At 58.0% G+C, this 21,653-nt stretch carries 21 protein-coding genes and 4 pseudogenes; 7 read left to right on the top strand and 18 right to left on the bottom strand.

What is annotated here, in order from left to right; translation table 11 throughout:
• Window positions 1-216: hypothetical protein (locus HL671_RS28685; RefSeq protein WP_172240979.1), on the bottom strand; the 216-nt coding region annotated here is incomplete at its 3' end.
• A gap of 292 nt (window positions 217-508) precedes the next feature.
• Between HL671_RS28685 and HL671_RS39015 the strand changes: the two are divergent.
• Window positions 509-664, top strand: a pseudogene (locus HL671_RS39015) (ArdC-like ssDNA-binding domain-containing protein); the annotation flags it as partial.
• A gap of 1,055 nt (window positions 665-1,719) precedes the next feature.
• Here the strand turns inward: HL671_RS39015 and HL671_RS38835 are convergent.
• From HL671_RS38835 to HL671_RS28750, 13 genes are all read right to left on the bottom strand, one after another.
• The gene (locus tag HL671_RS38835; protein WP_283813103.1) at window positions 1,720-1,842 is read right to left on the bottom strand and encodes a hypothetical protein; all 123 of its coding nucleotides are present in this window, start codon (window positions 1,840-1,842) and stop codon (window positions 1,720-1,722) included.
• Between the two features lie 753 nt (window positions 1,843-2,595).
• Window positions 2,596-3,069, bottom strand: coding sequence for a hypothetical protein (locus HL671_RS28695; RefSeq protein ID WP_035651199.1), 474 nt, complete (start codon window positions 3,067-3,069; stop codon window positions 2,596-2,598).
• Between the two features lie 29 nt (window positions 3,070-3,098).
• Complete coding sequence (locus HL671_RS28700) at window positions 3,099-3,359, bottom strand: PilZ domain-containing protein (protein WP_021078738.1); 261 nt, start codon at window positions 3,357-3,359, stop codon at window positions 3,099-3,101.
• A gap of 20 nt (window positions 3,360-3,379) precedes the next feature.
• Window positions 3,380-3,694: a ferritin family protein gene (locus HL671_RS28705; protein WP_021078737.1), complete on the bottom strand. Its 315-nt coding sequence runs from the start codon at window positions 3,692-3,694 to the stop codon at window positions 3,380-3,382.
• A 309-nt stretch (window positions 3,695-4,003) separates the two neighbouring features.
• Window positions 4,004-4,639, bottom strand: a complete 636-nt coding sequence (locus HL671_RS28710) for an MgtC/SapB family protein (RefSeq protein WP_246705991.1) — start codon at window positions 4,637-4,639, stop codon at window positions 4,004-4,006.
• 11 nt (window positions 4,640-4,650) lie between these two features.
• On the bottom strand, window positions 4,651-6,858 hold the full coding sequence (locus HL671_RS28715) for a heavy metal translocating P-type ATPase (protein ID WP_035651196.1): 2,208 nt from the start codon (window positions 6,856-6,858) through the stop codon (window positions 4,651-4,653).
• A gap of 50 nt (window positions 6,859-6,908) precedes the next feature.
• A complete protein-coding gene (locus HL671_RS28720) occupies window positions 6,909-7,310 on the bottom strand; it encodes a hypothetical protein (protein WP_035651248.1) in 402 nt (133 codons plus the stop codon).
• Between the two features lie 86 nt (window positions 7,311-7,396).
• On the bottom strand, window positions 7,397-7,768 hold the full coding sequence (locus tag HL671_RS28725; RefSeq protein WP_021078732.1) for a hypothetical protein: 372 nt from the start codon (window positions 7,766-7,768) through the stop codon (window positions 7,397-7,399).
• On the bottom strand, window positions 7,765-10,974 hold the full coding sequence (locus tag HL671_RS28730; protein WP_021078731.1) for an efflux RND transporter permease subunit: 3,210 nt from the start codon (window positions 10,972-10,974) through the stop codon (window positions 7,765-7,767). The genes HL671_RS28725 and HL671_RS28730 overlap by 4 nt, the downstream gene beginning before the upstream one ends.
• Window positions 10,967-11,332: a P-II family nitrogen regulator gene (locus tag HL671_RS28735; RefSeq protein ID WP_021078730.1), complete on the bottom strand. Its 366-nt coding sequence runs from the start codon at window positions 11,330-11,332 to the stop codon at window positions 10,967-10,969. Before HL671_RS28735 ends, HL671_RS28730 begins: the two co-directional genes overlap by 8 nt.
• On the bottom strand, window positions 11,322-12,272 hold the full coding sequence (gene ihpB, locus HL671_RS28740; protein ID WP_021078729.1) for a divalent metal ion exporter adaptor subunit IhpB: 951 nt from the start codon (window positions 12,270-12,272) through the stop codon (window positions 11,322-11,324). The genes HL671_RS28735 and ihpB overlap by 11 nt, the downstream gene beginning before the upstream one ends.
• Window positions 12,269-13,543, bottom strand: coding sequence for a divalent metal ion exporter subunit IhpA (ihpA, locus tag HL671_RS28745; protein ID WP_035651194.1), 1,275 nt, complete (start codon window positions 13,541-13,543; stop codon window positions 12,269-12,271). The genes ihpB and ihpA overlap by 4 nt, the downstream gene beginning before the upstream one ends.
• Window positions 13,544-13,602: 59 nt before the next feature.
• Window positions 13,603-13,977: a hypothetical protein gene (locus HL671_RS28750; RefSeq protein WP_080324595.1), complete on the bottom strand. Its 375-nt coding sequence runs from the start codon at window positions 13,975-13,977 to the stop codon at window positions 13,603-13,605.
• A 152-nt stretch (window positions 13,978-14,129) separates the two neighbouring features.
• On the opposite strand from HL671_RS28750, the gene HL671_RS28755 reads away from it, so the two are divergent.
• The 6 genes and pseudogenes from HL671_RS28755 (at window position 14,130) to HL671_RS28775 (ending at window position 18,554) form a co-directional block, all read left to right on the top strand.
• Window positions 14,130-15,041 carry a cation diffusion facilitator family transporter gene (locus HL671_RS28755; protein ID WP_021078727.1) on the top strand — a complete coding sequence of 304 codons (912 nt, stop codon included), beginning with the start codon at window positions 14,130-14,132 and terminating at the stop codon, window positions 15,039-15,041.
• A gap of 182 nt (window positions 15,042-15,223) precedes the next feature.
• The gene (locus tag HL671_RS28760; RefSeq protein WP_280710565.1) at window positions 15,224-15,790 is read left to right on the top strand and encodes a flagellar hook-basal body complex protein; all 567 of its coding nucleotides are present in this window, start codon (window positions 15,224-15,226) and stop codon (window positions 15,788-15,790) included.
• Window positions 15,791-15,855: 65 nt separating this feature from the next.
• Window positions 15,856-15,963 (top strand): hypothetical protein, encoded by a 108-nt coding sequence (locus tag HL671_RS39200; RefSeq protein ID WP_373010873.1) that lies wholly within the window; start codon window positions 15,856-15,858, stop codon window positions 15,961-15,963.
• A gap of 147 nt (window positions 15,964-16,110) precedes the next feature.
• A pseudogene (locus tag HL671_RS28765) lies at window positions 16,111-16,824 on the top strand (YiiX/YebB-like N1pC/P60 family cysteine hydrolase); the annotation flags it as partial.
• A gap of 576 nt (window positions 16,825-17,400) precedes the next feature.
• Window positions 17,401-17,604: pseudogene (locus tag HL671_RS39205) on the top strand (hypothetical protein); the annotation flags it as partial.
• 566 nt (window positions 17,605-18,170) lie between these two features.
• Window positions 18,171-18,554: a hypothetical protein gene (locus tag HL671_RS28775; protein ID WP_021078724.1), complete on the top strand. Its 384-nt coding sequence runs from the start codon at window positions 18,171-18,173 to the stop codon at window positions 18,552-18,554.
• Here HL671_RS28775 and HL671_RS28780 read toward each other — a convergent pair.
• The 4 genes and pseudogenes from HL671_RS28780 to HL671_RS28795 all read right to left on the bottom strand — a co-directional run bounded on the left by HL671_RS28780 (window position 18,548) and on the right by HL671_RS28795 (window position 21,335).
• Window positions 18,548-18,994, bottom strand: a complete 447-nt coding sequence (locus tag HL671_RS28780; protein WP_035651188.1) for a hypothetical protein — start codon at window positions 18,992-18,994, stop codon at window positions 18,548-18,550. The genes HL671_RS28775 and HL671_RS28780 overlap by 7 nt on opposite strands.
• A 78-nt stretch (window positions 18,995-19,072) precedes the next feature.
• Window positions 19,073-19,240 (bottom strand): hypothetical protein, encoded by a 168-nt coding sequence (locus tag HL671_RS28785; protein ID WP_168470982.1) that lies wholly within the window; start codon window positions 19,238-19,240, stop codon window positions 19,073-19,075.
• Window positions 19,241-19,299: 59 nt separating this feature from the next.
• Window positions 19,300-19,877 (bottom strand): annotated as a pseudogene (locus HL671_RS28790) (transposase family protein); the annotation flags it as partial.
• Window positions 19,878-20,045: 168 nt separating this feature from the next.
• On the bottom strand, window positions 20,046-21,335 hold the full coding sequence (locus tag HL671_RS28795; RefSeq protein ID WP_021078721.1) for a tetratricopeptide repeat protein: 1,290 nt from the start codon (window positions 21,333-21,335) through the stop codon (window positions 20,046-20,048).
• Window positions 21,336-21,653: the final 318 nt, after the last annotated feature.

Consider the following 21,653-nt stretch of genomic DNA (forward strand, 5'->3'; position numbering starts at 1 on the left):
TCCAGCTAACAGGACACTTGACGCATAATCTAACCGCTGCATCCTGCCGATCAGTTCGAGGCCTTCAAGAAACTGGCCGAGGAACGCGGCTTCGGCGCGGAGGAAATCGCCGCCTTCGGCGAGCTTGAAGCCGAGATCGAGCGGCTTGAGGCGAAGCGGCAGGCCTACGACTCCGCGAACATCCCGCGTTGCGGGGCCTTCGTCATCCTCAACCATGACGGTGAACCCGGGGGTGACACCTTGGACCCGGAGGATGAGGACGGCGACGGTCACAAGCCGCTGTCGGACATCCTGATCCGCGACCTCACCGCACGCTCGGACTTCGCCTCGCATTGAGCGAGCAGCCGGAAGTTGCCATCGTGGCCGTCACCCACGCGCTATCCGCGCAAAGTGGCGCGGACGCCCACGTTCTCGATATTCGTCCGGTCAGCGCGGTACTGGCCTCTCACGCGGATAGTATCGAGGACATAAAGGGCGGGTGGGGCATGGGCGGATCGCCACACGCGTTGGGCGGCGCAGATGCCAAATTAATGTCCTGATCCTATGGGGCGCTGTGATCGAGCGCGAGTTCTCCGGCCAAAGCTGGCTCATGTTCCGACAGGCGCTCAGTCTTGGTGGCAATGTCCGGAAGGGCGAGTGCGGCGCGACCATCGTCTATGCCGACCCCCAATCAATGTGAAGGTCTGCCGGAAGAGGTTGCGAGGGCCGCGCCACCGCCAGTGGTTTGATTCGCATAACCTTCATTATGGAATATATTCCTATAATATAACTGTGTGCGCCCTGGGATATGGCGAAGGTGCTGCAACGACCGCTGCCGATGACGCACTTAAGATCGTGGCGCGCGGAACGGTCAAAAGGACCGCGCGGCAGCCAATGATCGAAAAGGCTGGCACCGGGAGGCTCAGAGCACGTCTGGGTCCGGGGGGACGTATGCCAAGGTCTTCACCCGAGGCTGTTGTATCCCCGTCGCCTACTTCCTTCTTCCTTGTTCCTTGTTCCTTGCCCCTTGCCCCTTGCCCCTTGCCCATTTGGCGACGCGGCAGATCCTCAAGCTCGCGCGCGCGATGCGAGAACTGGGCCGCCGGCAACTTCGATATCGCAGATCTGGCCGTTCGATGGGTTGTCCCTTTGGTCGTGACGTCCTTCGTTGCCCTCCGAAGGCAAAGGGTCACACGTTCGAATCGTGTCGGGTACGCCACAAAATCAATGCCTTATATTAGCGCAAGCGTCCTAAAGTGAGTGAAAGCAAAAACTCACCACAAACTCACCAAAATAATCAAAATAATCCAGCGCTGGCGCAGAATCTCGGGGATCGCGGAGCTGCCGCCGGCTGCGAAATCCAGTTTGGCCCCAGGCCATTCGGGCCGGAGGAAGGTAAAAAGCGGGGAGGCGCAACCACCGATACCGACATTCGAGTCGGGAGGGAGAGCACCAAATAGCCATTGATCGTCATCGTGTTCATTTGCGATCTTAGGTTTCGTGCAATCGTGTGAATAAGGCAATCGTTGCTAACAGCTGGCGACAAACCCCTCGGCGCACTGCGTTTCTTTGGCCGACACCGCTACTATAAGACGAGGTCCTGCGACGCCAGATCGTCATTCTTTTGATGCGATGCAGCACCCGCTGGTGCGACCTCCGGCTGTCCCGCAGGAACTAAAAGCCGCGACAGTGGTTGTTGGAGTCACATCAACCACCTCCTCAGGAACTGCAATGGCACAATCACCGAAGCACCCCTCTCAAGAGCATCATCACACGGCCGCCGCCCATCACCATGCGGCAGCCCATCACCATCATCAGGCCGAGCATCATCACGCGCGCGGCGAGCACGCGGACGCTACCCATCACGCAAATGCGGCTCACGAGCACAGCGAACAAGCTCATAAACACACGACGACAGCGCACTCTCATTCTCAAAAATAGAGCCGTGTCGTTAGCGCTGGAACGGCCTCGGCGAGATCCGGGGCCTTCCTGGGTTGTGCTGTCCGGCGTCTAAATCTAGCTGAGGCCAGCGCCGCGAATGTGATTCCGCCTCGGCCAATTGCAAAGCGCCCGTGTCGGCCACAAAACTACGCGTATTGTTGAAATGGAATTTCTTTCGCACGGCCAGACCCGCTTTAGCTAATCCGCCTGCTCGTCCGACGACTTGTTCTTCTCAGAACTTCCCTGCATCTCTCGCTCCGCATGAAGATAAACTCTTGGTCCCTGCCCTGGGGCTGTCCTGCTTCTTCGCATAGCTGGTAAGCGCGGCACACAATATCCATCTCACGGGCATTACCATCGAAGTTCCTTTCCCAGCGGCAATCCACTCTTGGGGTTTGCGGCGCGCGGCCCAGGCCGCGGACAGTCCGCCGCCTGAAAACTCATCCATTCCAGCTTCCGTAGACGAAATTGTCCAGATCAAACGCAAACTCGTGGTTTCCTAGCTTCACTTTGTAACGTGGCGTGGTCGATCGCATCGTCGTCACTAGTCTTCGCGTCGTTCCAGCATGCGATCTTCGCCTAGATTTCCCGAAGGCATGAGCACAGCAACCGAGTCGTTGAGCCCAACCCCAGCAGGATCCACCAGCCCGTAATGGTGGGCAAGGCGTCGCATACTCATTGCAACCGCGTGCCATTCCACTTTCTCCGAAAGTGACAAAATGAGCCACCTCGGCCGCAGTCAAAGTCGATCGACGGAATGCCATTTTCGTTAGACATATCAATCTCGCGGATATTGCCTCGCCATATCTCGCGCATGCGTCCACTTGTCGTAATGAACAGTCGATGAAGGCACCCGCTCGTCGAGCAGAGCAAATCTTTGCCGGAGCAATCAAAGTGTTCGAAGTGGATCGTCGTGAATTCTTGCCCCTCAGAGCCCGGTAAGTACCGTAGAAATCCAGTCCGGACTCTCGTCGTTTCGCCGCCACATAGATTCTGCGCGTCTTTGAGCGCAAGACGAACAGCCGCCGGAAAACGGCTCATTTGCTCGGTCGACAGGTTGGACCATCCGCCCTGTGCGATGCCGGAGGCTCTGGCTTGAGCATCGGCCGCGGCGAGGCAAAACATCAGCCCAACGACGAATTTCAACATCACTACGTCCTACGATCCGCCGAAATACATCAGCTTTCCGGATTGGCGCCGACCAGGAAAATGACCCCGAGCCGCCTTTCCTGAATCCAGGCTACCTGACACTCACGCCTAAAGTGATCCGCCGCGATATCCAGCATAAATTGTCTCGGAATCCCGAGCGGGCTCTCGACGTCCAGCATGGCGCCTGTGGCCGACAAATTTCGGACGGTGCAATTTATAGCGGCACCCCCGAACGCGATCGTGCCGGCCTTCAACACCTTCTTCCGCGAGATAATCCTTTTCTCCACCATCGAAACCGCCTCAAGAGGGATCAATCGACCTTTTTCTCAGCCGCCTCGGCGCGCTTCACGATATCTCCCTTCGTGAATAGGATGCCTTGGAGTTCGGTCCGCCAGTCTTCGTTGCGACGAAGAAGGAATTCGAGGTTCATGCCAAAATGCTTGAACTCCTCCTTTTGCGCGTTCGCCATAATGGCTTTGGCTTCCTTGTCTTTTTCGAGCGACATCCGTTGTTCGTACCAGCCAATGGCCTCAGCCTCCTCGATCAGTGATGTTATCATTCGCGCAAAGGTCCGAGTTTCCTGCGAAAGTTCATCCGCCGGTTCGTGATACTGATCGAAACCCATTGTCTGTCTCCTATTAAATCATGTGCTAAGATTGAGTTGTTCAAGGTGAGAGGGAAGGTAATTCTAGATAAAAAATCTGTTCTGCTAACGCTGAGGATGCAGGCCCATTCAGCCTAAGCCACACTTCGGCCTGGACAATTGATCTTTGTCCGTTCCGTCCGTAAGTTCCGGCAGATTGTTCTGAACGCTGGTGTTGGTCATCGTTCCTCCGAAAGCGTAAAATTCGTCGACATTCGGCTTTGTGGTTGCAAACAAGCGTTAGAAAATGGTTGCAACCGCTTCGTTTCTGGCGCGTGCGTACTGTTTCCATTAGAGTTCACGTCCGTTTCCTTCCCGTTCGATTTTCTTTGGCCGCCAGCGCCGGGCGTCGAGCCGGCCGATCACGGGTAGGAATTCGAACTCAAGAATCAGGATCACCATCCCGGTCACAAGTCCGGCTATGAGAAGTTCGCCGACCCCAGCGAGCATGCCGACTGCCGCCGTTGCCCAAATGGCGGCTGCAGTAGTCAAGCCACGGATATTGCCCCCGTCCTTAAGGATCATACCTCCACCCAGAAATCCAACGCCAGTAACGACGCCCGCCATCACCTTCTCGGCGGTCGCCGGGAAGTTCTCAACCCCAACGGCGGTAAATGCGGCTGCACCCAGACTGACGAGCATGAAGGTGCGGTCGCCGGCCTCCGAACCGCGAAACTCACGTTCCCATCCAATGGGAAAGGCCAGCGCGACGGCAACTCCGATCCGGACAAGCAGCGCCAAATCGAACCTTGTAGTCCCGCCGGACTCGCCTGTAGCTGCGAATGCGGCGCCCGTTGTCACCCCGAAGACAAGGGCGACGACTGCGAGTTTGGCCGCCGCATGGTGCGTCCCTTCTGGCATGGATAACCGGCTCAATGTTTGAAACATGGAATTACTGAGGGTGCGAAGCCACGAGAAAGCACTCAATTGCGGGTTTCCTAAAGACTTGGACGGCTCGGTTGGGGTAAGCGGAGCAGGCGCAAAGCGTTCATCGTCACCAGAACAGTCGCGCCCGTGTCGGCAAGGATGGCCGGCCATAACCCGGTTAGCCCGACGATGGTGGTGACGAGAAAGACGGCCTTCAGCCCGAGCGCGACCGCGATGTTCTGCCGGATGTTGGTCATAGTCCGTTTCGACAGGTCGACCATTACGGCAACATCGGAAACCCGCCCGTGCAGCACCGCCGCATCGGCCGTTTCCAACGCGACGTCGGTGCCCCCTCCCATGGCGATGCCGACATCGGCGGCCGCCAGCGCCGGTGCGTCATTGATTCCGTCGCCGACTTTGGCGACAGACCAGCCGGCTCTTTGATACTGGCTGACGATCCGCTGCTTTTCCTCGGGCAGCAGCTCCGCCTGGACCTCGATTCCGAGTTGCTCGGCGATTGCCGAGGCCGAGTGCCGATTGTCCCCGGTCAGCATGACTGTCTTAATACCCATATCGGTGAGTGCCTTCAGTCCGGCAAGGGCGTCTGGACGAGGCTCGTCGCGCATCGCAATTGCTCCGGCAACTTGATGTTCAACAATGACCAGTGCGACTGACTTTCCTTGATGACTGAGATCGACAATTCGTGATCTCTGCTCGGCCGTCATCAAGGCGCCTTCACCGGCGGCCTTGGGCGATCCGACGAAGACCTCGACCCCCTCGACTGTGGCACGAATGCCAACTCCCCCCATAACGTTGGAGCCGGACGTTGAGGGAATCGAAATCTGCTGCTCCGCTGCTTTGGACAAAATCGCGGTAGCGAGCGGGTGACTTGATCCCGACTCAAGCGCCGCCGCGAAGCGCAGGACATCAGCCTCGCTGCGCGCGAAGCCGATGATGTCCGTGACCTGGGGCTTGCCGGCGGTGAGCGTGCCGGTCTTGTCGAAGCACGCGACATTGACCTTGCCGATCTGCTCGAGAACTGCCCCGCCTTTCATGAGCAATCCTCGGCGGGCGCCGGCGGACAGGCTGGCGGCGATCGCGGCCGGCGTCGAGATGACGAGCGCGCAGGGACAACCGATCAGCAGGATGGCCAGACCCTTGTAGATCCAAGCAGACCAGACTCCGCCGAACACCAAGGGTGGCAAAACGGCAACCAATGCAGCCACCACAACCACGCCCGGCGTGTAGAATCGGGAAAACCGGTCGATGAAACGCTCCGTGGGAGCCTTCGACTCCTGCGCCTCCTCGACGAGACGCACCACGCGCGCGATGGTATTGTCCGCCGCAGCGGCGGTCACGCGCACCCGCAACAAACCATCGCCGTTGACGGTGCCGGCAAACAAGGTTTCGTCAGGGCCCTTTCGAACCGGCATGCTTTCGCCCGTCACCGGCGCTTCATCGATTGTGCTCTCTCCGGATAAGATGACCCCGTCCGCCGGAATACGGTCCCCGGGTCGTATCTGGATGGTAGCGCCAACTGAAAGACTGTCCGCGGGTACTTCGCGGACTTGACCGTTTTCTTCGAGGCGAGCCGTTTTCGGAACGAGCCTGGTCAGATCTTGAATGCTGGCCCGGGCTCGACTTGCGGCAACGCCCTCCAGTAGCTCACCGATCAAAAACAGGAAGACGACGGTTGCCGCCTCTTCCGTCGCTCCGATGATCACTGCGCCGACTGCAGCGATAGTCATCAGCATCTCGATCGAGAACGGCGTGCCCGCCCTTGCCGCCGAGATCGCACGCCTTGCGATCGGGATCAGACCGACCAGCATTGCCAGCAAAAAGGCCCAACGCTCCGTCGCTGGCATCAACTTCCCAAGCACGTAGGCCATCGCCAAGGTCAATCCGGAAGCGATGGTAAGCATCCCTTTACGGGTTTGCCACCAAAGCTGACCACTCGAAGTGTGGTCGTGGATGTGCGAATGGGTTTGCCCACCATCGCTAGATTGATTATTACATCCTTGTTTAAATGGAGGCGTTTTGACGCCTATCTGTTCGCTACCAGTTACCTGGTAACCAAGGCCGGAAATCCGATCACGGATCCTGTCCTCCAGTTCCCTTCGATCATGCGTTACGATCACCGTGCCAGCGGGCACCGAGACGACCACATCGCTGACTCCAGCCAACCGGTGCAGGGCAGTTTCAATCTTTATGGCACACGAGGCGCAGTCCATGCCTTCGACACGGAGACGAACTTTGACGGTATGTGGCGCGTCGGTCATGACTCAGGCCTCTTGTAGTGCGGGTGAGCATTTGCAGGGCAGTTCCCCGATCACGTCTTGCCTTCCTGACGCAGCCGTTTGTACAGGGCTTCGACAGCGTCGGAAAATTCCAGCGAGACATTCCGCGCGCAGTGATCTTCCAGGAAGTGAAGTTGATTGATGAGGTCGAAAGTTACTGGATTGAGATCCAACCCCTCATCGACACCCGGCGGCCTGCTCAATATGATTCCGCTCATAAAACCTTGCGCCCACGCTAGATAGTCTCGGCGAAGCAGGGGATTGGATTTGACGTCGTCGTTGAACCGTTGACATGTTGTGGCGCCCAGGCCGACAATTCTTGCTTTCGGCACCTCCGCTCGAAGGCCGCGCCACGCGTCAGCTGCGAGGACGGCGATCAAGGACAGCGCCACGACAAAGAGTAAACGGCCGGCGCCCCGGCCGACTGCGCTCATATTTAGGTAAGCCGCAACTATGCGGCGGCGACCGTACATAGCCCTTAATTGGTTCAACATCCCGCCGTCCTGGTGCACATCGGCTTCTACTTCTTGAATTTGGCCTGTCCCGATTTTCCTTCGGCCGTCTTGATCGTAAGGGTGATCGTTGCGCCCGCCGCTATCGGGTTCTTTGCATCGCCTTTCAGCGAATTCTCGCCTTGAGGGGCAAGCGTAACGGTCTCCCGTCCCGCCCCGCCGACGATGAGCACCGCGGCGCTGTAGCCCTTGGTGGCGATCGGCGTATGGTTCTTCGCATCGAAGACGTTGATCGTGACGGAATTGCCGGAAGTCATTAGTTCGGCGTCGATACCCGCCACATCGAGCATCAGGCCGCCGTTCGGCCCTTTTTCGTACTCTTCGGCAAAAGCCGGGGCTGCAAAGAACAGGCTGGCAATCAACAACAGCGCGTATTTCATGACGTTGCTCCTTCGGTGGCTGGTGATTTCGATTCGCCGTTCTCCAGGTCCTCCCGCCTGAACAGGACGTAGAGGGCCGGCAGTACCAACAAGGTGAGAATGGTCGACGAGATGATTCCGCCGATGACGACGGTCGCCAATGGTCTCTGCACCTCCGCGCCGGCGCCGGTTGCTATCGCCATCGGAATGAAGCCAAGAGATGCGACCAGTGCGGTCATCAGGACCGGCCTCAGCCGAGTGAGCGCGCCTTCCTTGACCGCTTCGACGAGCGGATGACCCTCGTTGCGCAGCTTTTCGATGAAAGTGATGATGACGAGACCATTGAGCACTGCTACGCCTGACAGCGCGATGAAGCCGATGCCAGCGCTGATCGACAGGGGGATTCCGCGGAGCAGAAGCGCGATAATTCCGCCCGTCAAGGCAAGCGGGACGCCGCTGAACACCAGGAGCGCGTCGGGCATCGATCCCAGGCTCATGAAGAGCAGCAGGAAGATCAGAAGCAGGGCTATCGGTACGACGATGGTCAAGCGCTGCGTGGCCGAGACCAGTTGTTCGAACTGACCGCCCCACCCGATCCAGTAGCCCGCCGGCAGCTTCACTTTTTGCTCCACTTGGCTCTGAGCGTCGGTGACGAAGGACCCAAGGTCGCGGCCCCTTATGTTCGCCGTCACGACTATTCGCCGTTTCCCGTCTTCCCGACTGATCTGGTTGGGACCCGGCGCTACATCAATCTCGGCAAGCTCGGACAGCGGGACGTATCGGATCTGGGACAACGGAGAATTACCGAGCCTCGCAGGAATGGCCTTTGCCGGGTTCTCCAGCGGAGGCAAAGGCACCGGAAGCGCCTTCAGTGCGGAGATATCGGAGCGCAGATGCTCCGGAAGGCGGACGACGATGTTGAAACGGCGGTCGCCCTCGAAGACCATCCCGGAGTTCTTGCCGCCGACGGCAATTTCGACCAGATTCTGCACGTCGCCGACATTTATTCCATATCGCGACAAGGCCTGACGATTGAGCTTCACGGTAAGGACCGGGAGTCCGGAAGCCTGCTCGGTCTTGACGTCGGCCGCCCCCTGGACGTTTTGAAGGACCGCCTGAACTTGAGCAGCAGTTTGGACGAGCACATCAAGGTCGTCACCGAATATCTTCACGCCGACGTCGCTGCGGACACCCGAGATCAGTTCGTTGAAGCGTTGCTGAATCGGTTGCGAGATTTCATAGACGTTGCCCGGAATTTCTTCGGCGGCTTCCTGGATCTCGGACACGACGGCGGCCTTCGACTTTTCCGGGTCGGGCCATTCTTTTCGCGGCTTCAGCATGACGTAACCGTCCGACGTCGACGGCGGCATCAGGTCGGTTGCGACCTCCGCGGTGCCGGTGCGCGCGAACACTTCCCTCACCTCCGGAATCTTGATCAGCCGCTTCTCGACCATCGCTTGCATTTCCAGTGACTGCGTCAGGCTGGTTCCCGGGATCCGTATGGCCTGCAGGGCCACGTCCCCTTCGTCGAGGCTGGGGATGAATTCGCCGCCCATCCGGGACGCAGCTATCCCGCAGACGACTATCAACAGTGCTGCGATCACGGCGACGCCGTACTTGTTGCGAATGGAGGCTGAAAGCAACGGCGTATAGACATGACGCGCACCGCGCATGAACCAGTTCTCATGCTCGGACACCTTGCCGGTCACCAAAAGGGCCACGGCGGCAGGTACGAACGTCAGCGACAGGATGCTGGCGCCGGTGAGCGCCATCAGCACGGTCAATGCCATCGGCGTGAACATCTTTCCTTCGACACCGGTGAGTGTGAGGATCGGCAGGTAGACCACACCGATGATCAGCGTGCCGAACAGGCTCGGGCCGATGACTTCCCGCGATGCCGCCAAAATCGTCTCGAACCGCTCCTGTCGGTTCAGGACGCGCCCCAATCGCTGCTGTTCATGTGCCAGCAAGCGCAGGCAGTTCTCCACGATGATGACGGCACCATCGATGATGATGCCGAAATCGATGGCACCGAGACTCATCAGATTGGCGCTGACCTTGTTCTCGACCATGCCGGTGATGGTGAACAGCATGGACAGCGGAATGACGAACGCCGTGGCAATCGCCGCCTTGAAGTTTCCCAGGATCATGAACAGGATCACGATCACTAGCAGCGCGCCTTCGACCAGATTCTTCTCGACCGTCGCGACCGTTGCTTCGACCAGTCGTGTTCGGTCGTAAACGGCCCTGGCGATGACGCCGTCGGGCAACGATCGGCCGATCTGCTTCAGTTTGGCCGCCACCCGCTGCGCCACCGTCCGGCTGTTCTCGCCGATCAGCAGCATCGCGGTTCCGAGTACCACCTCATTTCCGTTCACTGTCGCCGCGCCGGTCCGCAAATCCTTGCCTTCCCTGACGTCCGCGATGTCGGAAACCCTGACCGGTACGCCGTTCCGGGAGCCGATCACGATTTCCTTGATTTCTTCGATATTCGCTACCTGCCCCGGGGTGCGGACGAGATACTGCTCGCCGTTACGCTCGATATAGCCTGCGCCGACGTTGGCGTTGTTCGATGCCAGCGCCGTCATCACTTCCCGAAAACTGAGCTTGTAGGCCATCAATTGAGCGGGATCCGGTAGCACGTGAAACTGCTTTTCGAAGCCACCTATTGTGTTGACCTCGATCACGCCGGGAACGTTTCTCAACTGCGGCTTGATGATCCAGTCCTGGATCGTCCGCAAATCACTGGGCGTGTACTCGCCGCCGCCCGCCTTGCGGGCCTCCGGCTTTGCCTCCACGGTAAACAGGTAAATCTCGCCCAAGCCCGTCGACACCGGCCCCATGGCCGTTTCGATGCTGGGAGGAAGCTGGTCCTTGACCTGCTGAATCCGTTCGTTGACCAATTGCCGGGCAAAATAGATGTCCGTGCCGTCCTTGAAGATGACCGTGACCTGGCTCAAGCCGTAACGGGACTGGGAGCGCGTGCTCTCGAGATGAGGGAGCCCTCCCATCGCGGTCTCGATCGGAAACGTAATCCGCTGTTCGACTTCGAGCGGCGAATAGCCGGGAGCCCGGCTGTTGATCTGGATCTGGACATTGGTGATATCCGGCACGGCGTCGATCGGCAGGCGCGTGAAATTCCAGGCGCCGAAGGCGGCCATGATCAGTACGCCGATCATGACAAGCCATCGTTGTCGGATGGCGAAGGATAAGATTGCTTCAAGCATCGGACTTCTCCGGGCGGCGGCCGATCTCTCTTATCCGGGCAAACGCGTGGACAGGCGTCGTGAACACCACGCCGTCGCCCTTCCTGCCGGTCCATGCTGCCGTGGCGATGAGCCCGCAGATCTCGTCGGCCAGTTCGGACCGGCAGACCAGCCTCAATTCCAGGTATTGGTGATATGTCAGGTCCGTATCGGTCGAGACATAGCTGCCCCCTTGTCCGCGTCCCCTTCCTTGCCCCCGCACCTCGTCGAAGGTGAAGCCGGGAAAATCCGGAAGGTCATGGAGCGCGCGAACGACGTGGCCTTCCATGTGAGGCCTGATCAACGCGGTAATCAACGTCTTGCTGCTGTCAATGCTCATCTCCGCCCGCTCCCTTGGTCATCTCCGCCTTCACGATGAAGCTGTTCTGCGCCGCGTAGACATCGCCATCGAGAACGCCAAAAAGGATTTCGACGATCTGCGGATCACGGTCGCCAACCTCGACGTCGCGGGCCTCGAATTTCTCGCCGTTTCGGACGAACACGACCGTGCGATTTTCCACCGTCTGCAGCGCCGACGACTTCACCGCGACGCCGACCTTTTTTGCGGACAACGTCAGTCGTCCGGTAATGAACAGTCCCGGGCGCAGTCGTTGGCTGGAATTGGTTACGATTGCTCTCGCGATCGCACTTTGGGTGTCGCTGCTGCCGACCGGCGATAAATAAGAAACCTTGGCTTCTATCGCCGGCCCGCCGTCGGCGGGATCGATGAGTATCTGATCACCGATGCTCACGCGTTTCAGATCACGGCGGTAGACAGAGAAATCCACCCAGACGTTCGACAAATCCGCTACCACGAATGCCGATTTCTGCTCGGAGACGAACTCACCCAGCGAGATCTGGCGATCAATGACGGTGCCCGCCAGCGACGCCTTCAGTTCATACTGCGTTAGGCTTTGGTTGCTTTCAATGACCGCCAGGACGTCACCCTTCTGGACGACATCGCCGATCCGCTTGCGCACGTCGCGGACGATCCCGGGAAATCGTGGCGTGACCTGGACGAGCGATTCCTGGTTCGGCTGGACGATGCCGTTCAAGAGGAGGCTGTCCCTCAGCACGCCGGGTGAAGCCTTCGCTAGTTCAATTTTGGCCGCCTCGATCTTGGCGTCGCTCAAGGCGACGCTATCGGAATGTTCTTCCTTCTCGGCCTTTTCGGCCGGCGTCGTCTTCGACGTCGCCGGCAGCAGCATCCGGTAGCCGCCATAGGCGAGCGCTGCGGCCAGCAGGATAAAGATGGAATAACGGATCAGTCCCTTAATCATCGTGCGCTCTCGCGGGTTAGCGTAAACGGATTACCGGCAAGACCTTCGATGGTCGCGATGGCAACATGGAAATTCTGCAGTGCCTCCTGTTCGCGCAGCAGCGCCTGCAACAGCGCCCCCCTGACGTCGAGCAGTTCCAGCAGGGTGAAACGGCCTTGCGAATAGCCGCTGAAGATCGTCTCGGAAGCGCTGCGCGCATTGGGAATGACTGAAGACCGCAGCAGTTTAATCTCGGCCAGGGCGCCCGTCAGCGTGTCATAGGCCCGGCCGACGATGCTGATCAGGACCAACTTGTTGATCGCCCGCTCTGCGCCGGTCTTCGCGAGCGATTCCTGGGCGGCGATGATGTTGCCGGTATTCTGGTCGAACACCGGAATAGGAATCGAAACACCAAGCCGGACCGCATTGTCGTTGGTGTCCTCAAAGTGGCGCCAGCCAGCCGAGATGCGGGGGTCGGGAATTGCTTTCAGACGTGCAATGAGGAGTTCGGCATTGCGTTGTGCTGTGACCGCGGTCCAGCGCAATAACTGCGGATTGGCTTCGATGGCCTGGACAATTGATTGGAATGATGGCGGCTGACCAATATTGCTGAGCCGCCCGACAGCATTGCCGAAGTGCGGGCTGCTGTCGCCCATGAGTATCGCGAGATCACGGCGCGCCAGGGCCAACTGGGTTTTGGCGCGCTCGCGCTCGACGCGGAAAAGGTCGGCTGCAACTTGCGCCCTTAGAGTCTCGGCCGGCGAGGAAGCACCTTCCTGGACGCGCTTTTGCAGCAATGGGATAAGCGGGTCGAAGCTTGCGATCTGCTCGTCGAAGATTTCGATGCGGCGTTGCAGACTGATGATGGTGATGAAAGCGATCGCGGTCTCGGACAACACCTCCAGCCGCGTCGCCCGCCGCTGCCAGACGGCGGCGCCGATGCCTGCCTCCCCCGCCGCAATCCGCGCCTCCCGCTTGCCGCCCAATTCGACCAGTTGGCTGAGTTGCAGGTTGGTTTCAGCCGAGCGTAAGCCCTTATAGCGCCCCGACCCCAACGCGTTGTCGAGTTCGAACGAAACATCTGGATTGGGAAGCACACCAGCCTGGATTCGAAGTCCCCCCGCGATGCCGATATCGCGCTCGGCCGCCGTCAAGCGCGGGTTCGCCGCCAATGCACGCTGCAATGCCTGCGGCAGGGAGATTGCGCGCGAAGAACGTTCGGCAGCCTGGACTGGGATTGTAAATACAAGAAATGCGCATGTCAGGCGCAGAGCATCTCGGACCAAAAACATACAAACGACCTGAAAAGCACGAAGAACGACGGCGCGGCCAGACCGCGCAGCGGCGATACTCAGGTCAGATGTTTTGGCGGCGGCGTATCAAGCCGAGGATGGTCTTCAAACTGGAGCTTTGGCGATACGAATGCCAGTTTGACCGGACGTGCGGAAGGCCCCGCATCCGGGACGACGGCGGGCATCAGCACCGGTGCGCACACGTAGCAATGCCCGGCGACCACGGGCGATTTCTTCGAGCCATCCTCATCCGGACCATTGTCCGGGATACTGCCAATGTCAGATGACATAGTGGCCGCGACAGCCTCGTCTGTGCACGAAATAGAATGCGCCAGACCGACGAAAAGATAGGAAAAAGCAAGCAACATCAACAGCGTCCGGCGAAGTCCGGATGCCTGCAGTCTTGTCAATCTTTGACCGACCTGACGTTCCATATTCTCCGGTTAGCAAATTCCATTGGCGAACACTATTACAATGTTAGCCCAAGGCCCGGGAACTCCTCGGTTTTCGGAAATTTGATTTTACAACCGCCTTGCCCTAGCTGTGCCGGCTGGCGACCGATTTCGCAAAACTTGGGAGTATCGCGGTGGGTAAAGGTCATTCGCACGGAGGCGCAATTCCGTCAGCGGCGGGACGTCACCGCAAGCCGCTCTATGCGGCGCTGGCGCTGACGTTGACTTACATGACAGCCGAAATCGTCGGCGGGATCTGGACGGGTAGTCTCGCGCTGATCGCGGATGCCGCGCATATGGCGACGGATGCCGGTGGCCTCGGATTGGCGCTGTTTGCGATCCATTTCGCGCAAAAGGCTGCTACGCCGCAGAAGACTTACGGTTATCTACGGACCGAGATTCTTGCCGCGCTGGTCAACGCAGTGGTGCTCCTTCTGCTGACCGTCTACATTTTGTATGAAGCCTACCAACGTTTTCGCTCTCCACCGGAAATACTGGGTGGCCCGATGCTGGCCGTTGCGGCCGTCGGATTGGTCGTGAACCTTCTCAGTATGAAGCTGCTCTCTGTGGGATCATCGGAGAGCCTCAATGTCCAGGGCGCCTACTTCGAAGTACTCAGCGACATGCTGGGATCGTTGGGCGTGATCGCTGCGGCGCTAATTATCATGTACACCGGTTGGACGCTGGCGGATCCGATCATCGGCGCGGGCATCGGCCTCTTCATCGTGCCGCGCACCTGGAAGCTGTTGAGCCAGGCGGTCCATATCCTGATGGAGGGCGTACCTACCGAAATCGATCTACCGGAGCTCGAGAAGACGTTGCTGCGTATCCCAGGCGTCGTTGCCGCTCACGATTTGCACGTCTGGACGATCACATCGGGGACGGACTCATTCACCGGACATGTCGTCGTGTCCGACATGAAATACGCAGCCGCGGTCCTGAAGGGCGTAAAGGCCATCTTGGAAGAAAAGTTCAAGATCGATCACGTGACCATTCAGGTCGAGAATGAGGAGATCCGAATGGCAGAGCCGACCCTGCGGGTCTAGAGATGCGGAACCATTTTTGAGGCTGGCAAGACGTGCAGTACCGGGAAACGCAACCATATCGCAAGTAATCACTTTGATCGTTCGCTCGGTCTGCGCTGCAAGATGCCGCATTGCGGAGTTTAGGCAGTCAGCGTTGTATCAGAGAATTGAATGGCGCGTGATTCGCTTCCGAAGGGACAGCAGTGAGCGAAACTACACTCATCCATCTCTCGCGCTTGATGGCCCTCAGGCGCAGGCTCGATGTTGCCGCAAACAACGTTGCGAACGTCGAAACTACCGGTTTTCGCGCTCAGCAAATTTCGTTTCATGAATATTTGAAGCCTGAAAAGGGGGAGGAGATCGGAATTAAACCTGAGCGTCCCCTCTCTCTGGTGGATGCGGCGTTTGCCTTTACGAACACGTCAGCCGGGGCGATACGGACGACGGGAAATCCTCTCGATCTGGCAATCAAAGGCAACGCCTATTTCGTGGTGCAAACATCTCAGGGAGAACGCTACACCCGAGACGGGTCATTTAGCCTGGATGGAACTGGCCGGCTGGTGACCATGGACGGGCAGCCGGTTTTAGCCGACAGCGGCACGGTAAACGTGCCTGTCCAAGCTGGAGCGATCAATATCAACGCAGGGGGTAGGATTTCGACCAAGCTTGGGGACTGGGCCGATTGCGACTCGCGAGTTTTTCTGCGCGGGCAAACATTCAGGCGGTGGGCGGCAACCTTTTTAGCTCGGATCGCGTACCAGAGGCGGTGAAGGCTGGCTCGGCGACGGTTTTGCAGGGCGTGACTGAAAAATCCAACGTTCAGCCAACCATAGAGATGAGCCGACTCATCGAAATTAACAGATCGTACGAGTTGGCGAGCAAATTGTTGAAAGATTTACAGGACCCGACTGAGCTAAGCAAGTTGGCTAACGTACCGGATTAGTTCGCCAGAACTCCCATCGGTGGTCTAGTTGCGAGTCCCCTCTTCAAGCCATTTTACCTGACAGGGCGAGGAGGCTAACATTGGTGTGTCATCGAACGATGAATGGCTCGACTTGCTTGGCCCATGTAGCAACCGGAACTTGGCGCCATGAAATGGATCCTCGATCTCCTGGGGCGCCTGATCGCCGCCTATCTGCAGCAGCCCTCGTCCAGCTATGAGCCATTCACCCCGGCCGATCCGAAAGCGCTCCAAGCCTGCATTAGACCCGGCGATATTTTGCTCATTGAGGGTAACAATCGCATCTCCGGAATTATCAAGTACCTCACGCAGTCAACCTGGTCTCACGCTGCGCTCTACGTAGGATCGACGGTGCCAGGCGAATGCGAATTGGTGGAGTCCAATCTGGACTATGGCATTACCTGCGTCTCTCTGTCGAAGTATTCCAAATTTCATACTCGTATATGTCGACCCGTCGGGTTGGCCCCCGAAGACTGCGAAGCGGTATGTAAATTCGCAGTTGCGCGGATCGGGCTCAAATACGATCTCAAGAATCTGATCGATCTTGGGCGTTACCTGGTGCCGCTTCCGGTGCCAAAGCGTTGGCGGCGCCGAATGATCGCGTTAGGTTCGGGTGATCCCACCCGCCTCATCTGTTCCGCCCTTATCGCCCAAGCGTTCATGGATGTTGGTTACCCCATTTTGCCTGTTATTACTCCGTTGGAAAGCGATCATGCGCGGAAGGAAATCTTTCATATCCGCGACTCGTCACTCTACACGCCTCGTGATTTCGACATTTCCCCTTTTTTTGCCGTAGTCAAACCGACAATCGAGATCGGCTTTGACTATAAGAAAATAGTTTGGTGCTCTGATCCACCTCATTCGATCGGTGAAAATCTCTAGCCTAGCGTCCGTCCGCGAACGATAAGCTATGGAGATATATTTATGAATCTTTGTTTTGCCGGGTTGAGCCCGGCGATTTCGGGTGTGTTTCGGGAGCATTCCTCTGAACCCAGAGCCCCCATTAAAATCCCTCATCAAACGTGATGATGACGACCAGCAGCTTGTCGCACTGAGCGGTCGACGCGCGATTTAGCGAGCTTGCGTCAACGAGCTTTGCCGCTGTGGGCCCCCCAGAAGCCCTCGATCAATGCGGCGGCTTACGGCCAAGTCGGAAGCCGCCGCATGCCCTCAAAGATATTCGGACATTTTTCAACTGGTGCAGCGGGAATATCTCGGCGTTGGCACGATCAATTCGCCCGATACGAAAAACGGCCGCGCGTTCGTGCTCCCATAGGGAGGATGGCGCAGATGGTGATTGCTTCGGTGCCGGAAACGGACGGCTACGTGTTTCCGGCGAGTAGGCTCAGTGGGATCATCCCGTACGCGGGGTGGGGGACGCAATTCAAGGGCTTCTAGCGCTCTCGAGAACGTCCGTGGACCTTGCACGATCTGCGCCGCACGTTCGCGACGAATCTTGCGGCCCTCGGAACGCCCATACACGTTACCGAACGTCTGTTGAACCACGTATCCGGTAGTCAGTCCGGTATCGTGTCAGTCTATCGGCGATACGACTTCGCGAAAGAAATGCGTGAGGTCGTGGATAAATGGGAAGCGCAGCTAAAGAAAATCATTCAAAGATAGTTACAATTCAAACTCGACCTTGCTTCCGCTCGCTTTATTTTCGAGGGGAGGCAGCACCAGGCTTTTGAACTTCTCTTTCGAGAGCGTCCAGCGGATCGGTGGCGCGGGAGCAAGTCATAGAGGGCGTCCACAGCGGCATTAGCCGGTCTCGATGATTGCCATAGCAGTCGGGTTTCCAAGATAGCCCGGTAAATCAGTTTGAGGTTCATGGGATAACCTGAACATGATCGAAAAATCGCGTCAGTGGTCGGAAATGAATTTCGCCTAAATAATGTGAAGGACAATGGCAGCATGTCCGAGGTGCAACGGCAAAGGATCAATGCTTGCAATGAATGCTACGGAAGCGGGAAACGGTATGAGGGTAAGCCGTGCAATTTTTGCAAAGGCTCCAGGATCGGCCCATGCGTGAAGTGCGACGGTACAGGACACGGGTAGGCCGTATCTTTGCTTGACGTTCTTGATTATGAATGGATATTCAACTACTTACGCAAAAATAAAGGTTTGACGGCCGGAACGAAACTCCCCGGACTCAATTACCCCTCCACAGTTCACCATAGGAGTGGAAAATGAGAACACTAGCCATCGTAATTGCCGTCGGCGCAGCCGCGCTTCTCGGTGGTTCCGCAGCAAATGCCGACAACTCGGTGAAGACGGTAACCGCAACCAGCGGAACGAGCCAGTCAACCGACTTCAGTGCCCATCGTCGCTATCGCCACTATGGGCATCGCCGCGTCTACAGGAGCTACGGCTATTACGCCCCTCGACGGGTCTACTACGCGCAACCCTACTACGCACAGCCGTACTATGGCGGCGGCGGGTATGGATATGGGTACGGAGGCCCGGGCATAAGCCTCGGCTTTGGCGGCTTTGGCGGTCATCACGGTGGCTTTGGCGGTCATCATGGTGGGTTCGGCGGCGGCTTTGGCGGTCATCACGGCGGCCATCACTGAGAGTCGTATGAAGCCCGAAGGTACTTCAAGGCAGTAGCGATCAACCACAAAGGGGAATGAATATGAACACACTTACGTTTTCGCTTTTGGCTGGTGCTGTCGGGCTGTTCGTGAGCGGTGTCCAGGCAGGATCCCTTACCAAGGGCGTTTCGCAGGCCGATACCGGCCTGCTGCGCGTCCAGATGGTCTGTGATCAACATGGCAATTGCCGGGAACAGCATCATGACCAACCTGTCGTAATTATTCAGGAACGCCATGGTGAACCTCGGCGCGAACATCACGAGGAACGCCCTCATGACCGACCCGCCATGATTATTCAGCAGGACCGTCATCAAGAGCCACGGCGAGAGCACCACGAGGAACGCCCGCAGCAGCACGGACAGCCTGGGATCGGTATTCAAGTCCCGGGCGTGAGCATCGGGGTGGGTGACAACAGCCACGAACGTCGATAAGAACGAAAAGCCCGCATCGCTGCGGGCTTTTATCTATGAGTATTATTTCCCGAAGCGAGAGCTGCTTTAACTGTAGAAGCCACACTCGTCCGTTTCTTTTGAACGCTCGATCAGGCAGTGATGATCTTCTTTCAGTTCCTTCATGGGGGCATGAATTTGCGTGAAGCCGTATTCACGATCGAGAGTGACGGGCACTGATCCACGCGCCGCTCGCTTTGAAGAAACGTCCAGCACGCCGCGCTTCTGTGTGGCTTCTTTTGGGTAGGTTGTTCGGAGGTCATACGAAATAAAGTGATGGAGGCCTTGACGCCGAACTCGTAAGGCGCGCTGGCCTTGCCCTTGCCGATGCACTCCACTCCACCTCGGGGGCATGGAAGGAATAAAGCTTCCAGCCGCGCTGGCGCTGCTGTTGCGAGCGGATCTGCGTGGCCCGGCCAAGCGGCAGGGCGAACGCCTCTTCTAGTGCTGGATGGTTCTCGATCTTGCGGCCGATGTCGTGGATGATCCGGCCGAGCCGGCTCTTCAGGATACGCAACTGCCGCTGATGCCGCCTGAATTGTTTGGCATGGGCATAGCGGCCCGCCATCATCGCGGCGGAATTGGCGACGCGAGAATAAGATTTCCAAAGCCTGACGCCATGCCTGATCGCCAGATTGATGGCCGCATGAAGCAGTTTGGCATCGGTCGGGAAGGTGATGGCCTTCGGCTGCACCGTGGTGTCGACTGTGACCCGCTTGAGGTCCTGGCTGCGTAACGCGCCGGCCCCATGCGCCACCCGCAAGCTCTCGGCCAGCAGCAGCTCCAGCTTGTCGCCAAGCCGCTTGCGCCAATGGCTCAGGTCCGAGCGCTCGTGCGGGAAGACGTGCTGGAAAACTCCTAAAAGGGAATCCCTAGAGTTCACACCACCTAGACCGGCGCGGGCCATTCTCGCGGCATCGTAAACCGTTGTAACGCCTCCACTGACATGTCAAGCAATAGGGGAAGTGCGCTTCGGCGGGTGCGCAGCTGGGTGGTAGAAGCCCGGCCTTCGCAAGGCACTTTATTGCCGCGGTAACAGCTTGGCCTCCGCCACCGCCGCGCTGTAGACCGTTTCCGCAGGTCCGCAGGTAGACGTCACCTCGCGCAAAGCATCTCTCGCTTGCTCGATTTGGCCGTTGTGCAGCGCCAGTTCGCCCAGGAAAAAATTCGCTTCGCATTGGCGTTTGGACTTTTCGCGGCTTGGGCCCTGTTGGGCAGCAGCTTTGACCTTGTCCGCATCGAGAAGCCCGAGGTACATATCCAGCATTGCCCCCGGCCACGCTCCGCGTTTCACGGCCATTGCATTCGCTGCAAATTCTTCGCGGTCGGATTCCCCTTTATGAACCCGGGCAATGTGCAACCAAATAACGGGATAGGGGTTCGAAGGGCGCAGTCGTACGGCTGTCTTAAGATCCGCAATGCTATCGTCGATGGCGCCTGAGAATAGATGCGCCCGCCCCCTTCCCAAGTACGTGGCTGCATTGCCGGGATCCAACGCCAAGCTGCGATCGAAGTCGGTCAACGCCTCACCATATTTTTCGATTGCCAGATTCACGTTTGCTCGATTTGACCGTGCGGAGACGTCGCGCGGATTGAGTTTGATTGCGGTATCCAGATCGGCTAGAGCGCCCTGGACATCTCGGAGCAAGAATTTCACGATTGCCCTGTTGACATACGCTTCGGCGTAAGTCGGCTGCAACAAGATCGCCTTGTCGTAGTCTGCGATGGCGCGTTCTTCGTCTTGCTTCAACACATAAGCATGGGCGCGATTGTAGTAGGCTTGGGCGTAGTCGGACTGCAAGCGGATCGCGCGGCCAAAGTTTTCGATGGCGAGATCAATATCTCCCAATTTTTCATAGACGTTTCCAAGGTTATTGAAAGCAAGCGGATCGCTTGGATTCAATTTACTGGCCGTCAGGAAATCCTGCATCGCGCGCTGGTATTCGCTCTTCTCGCCCCAGATGATCCCTCGATAGAGGTAGACATTAGGGAAATCCGGAAGCAGCGCGACGGCCGCGTCGAAATCCGACAACGCGCGGTCGCGAATTCCGAGCGCTTCATAAGAGACGCCCCGGCTGTACAACAGGAGGCCACGCTGTTTATCAGCGAACAGGCCGCGCTGAAGCGCTTCGTCGAACAAGCGTATTGCCACAGTGAAATCGCCACGATCCTTTGCAACGAAGCCGGCCTGAGCGAGATCGAGAGGATCGCGTTGCGCGAAACTGGGCGGGACCAAGCATACCGCAACGCCCAGCGCCGTGGTCAGGGCGAAAAGGATCAATCTGGCGGGATTCAACAATATGCTACGCATCGGATCGTACCTTGCGGAGGCGGCGGCTACACCTCCTTGGGTGATCGGGCCAGCGGGAATCGTTCCTTTCGGATCGTGCTCGGGCTTCCTGTCTTGCCGCGGTATTTAGCAATTCAGAGCTCCAATGCATACGTCCCTTAACGATCAAACTTGGTCTAGTCGGGCATTGTAGGCAGGATCGGAGACCAATTGATAGCTGAAGGACAGCGCTGTCTTCTTAGAACCGGGGTCGGGTGCGGTGCGGTATTAGGACAATTCGGCCGGCCCCAACGCGCACGATTAAGTTGAAAAACGGTGCGCCTGTAAGCCGAGGGATCT

Source organism: Bradyrhizobium denitrificans (assembly GCF_013179005.1).
In the GTDB taxonomy this organism is placed as follows: domain Bacteria; phylum Pseudomonadota; class Alphaproteobacteria; order Rhizobiales; family Xanthobacteraceae; genus Bradyrhizobium; species Bradyrhizobium denitrificans.

What these genes read in the sequence shown, in the direction of transcription:
- HL671_RS38835 (WP_283813103.1), bottom strand. Translation starts at nt 1,842, where the DNA reads ATGGGTAGCGTCCGCGTGCTCGCCGCGCGCGTGATGATGCTCGGCCTG.
- HL671_RS28720 (WP_035651248.1), bottom strand. Translation starts at nt 7,310, where the DNA reads ATGAGCGCAGTCGGCCGGGGCGCCGGCCGTTTACTCTTTGTCGTGGCG.
- HL671_RS28730 (WP_021078731.1), bottom strand. Translation starts at nt 10,974, where the DNA reads ATGCTTGAAGCAATCTTATCCTTCGCCATCCGACAACGATGGCTTGTC.
- HL671_RS28725 (WP_021078732.1), bottom strand. Translation starts at nt 7,768, where the DNA reads ATGAAATACGCGCTGTTGTTGATTGCCAGCCTGTTCTTTGCAGCCCCG.
- ihpA (WP_035651194.1), bottom strand. Translation starts at nt 13,543, where the DNA reads ATGTTTTTGGTCCGAGATGCTCTGCGCCTGACATGCGCATTTCTTGTA.
- HL671_RS28705 (WP_021078737.1), bottom strand. Translation starts at nt 3,694, where the DNA reads ATGGGTTTCGATCAGTATCACGAACCGGCGGATGAACTTTCGCAGGAA.
- HL671_RS28750 (WP_080324595.1), bottom strand. Translation starts at nt 13,977, where the DNA reads ATGGAACGTCAGGTCGGTCAAAGATTGACAAGACTGCAGGCATCCGGA.
- ihpB (WP_021078729.1), bottom strand. Translation starts at nt 12,272, where the DNA reads ATGATTAAGGGACTGATCCGTTATTCCATCTTTATCCTGCTGGCCGCA.
- HL671_RS28775 (WP_021078724.1), top strand. Translation starts at nt 18,171, where the DNA reads ATGAGAACACTAGCCATCGTAATTGCCGTCGGCGCAGCCGCGCTTCTC.
- HL671_RS28715 (WP_035651196.1), bottom strand. Translation starts at nt 6,858, where the DNA reads ATGACCGACGCGCCACATACCGTCAAAGTTCGTCTCCGTGTCGAAGGC.
- HL671_RS28735 (WP_021078730.1), bottom strand. Translation starts at nt 11,332, where the DNA reads ATGAGCATTGACAGCAGCAAGACGTTGATTACCGCGTTGATCAGGCCT.
- HL671_RS28695 (WP_035651199.1), bottom strand. Translation starts at nt 3,069, where the DNA reads ATGTTGAAATTCGTCGTTGGGCTGATGTTTTGCCTCGCCGCGGCCGAT.
- HL671_RS39200 (WP_373010873.1), top strand. Translation starts at nt 15,856, where the DNA reads ATGAGCCGACTCATCGAAATTAACAGATCGTACGAGTTGGCGAGCAAA.
- HL671_RS28700 (WP_021078738.1), bottom strand. Translation starts at nt 3,359, where the DNA reads ATGGTGGAGAAAAGGATTATCTCGCGGAAGAAGGTGTTGAAGGCCGGC.
- HL671_RS28795 (WP_021078721.1), bottom strand. Translation starts at nt 21,335, where the DNA reads ATGCGTAGCATATTGTTGAATCCCGCCAGATTGATCCTTTTCGCCCTG.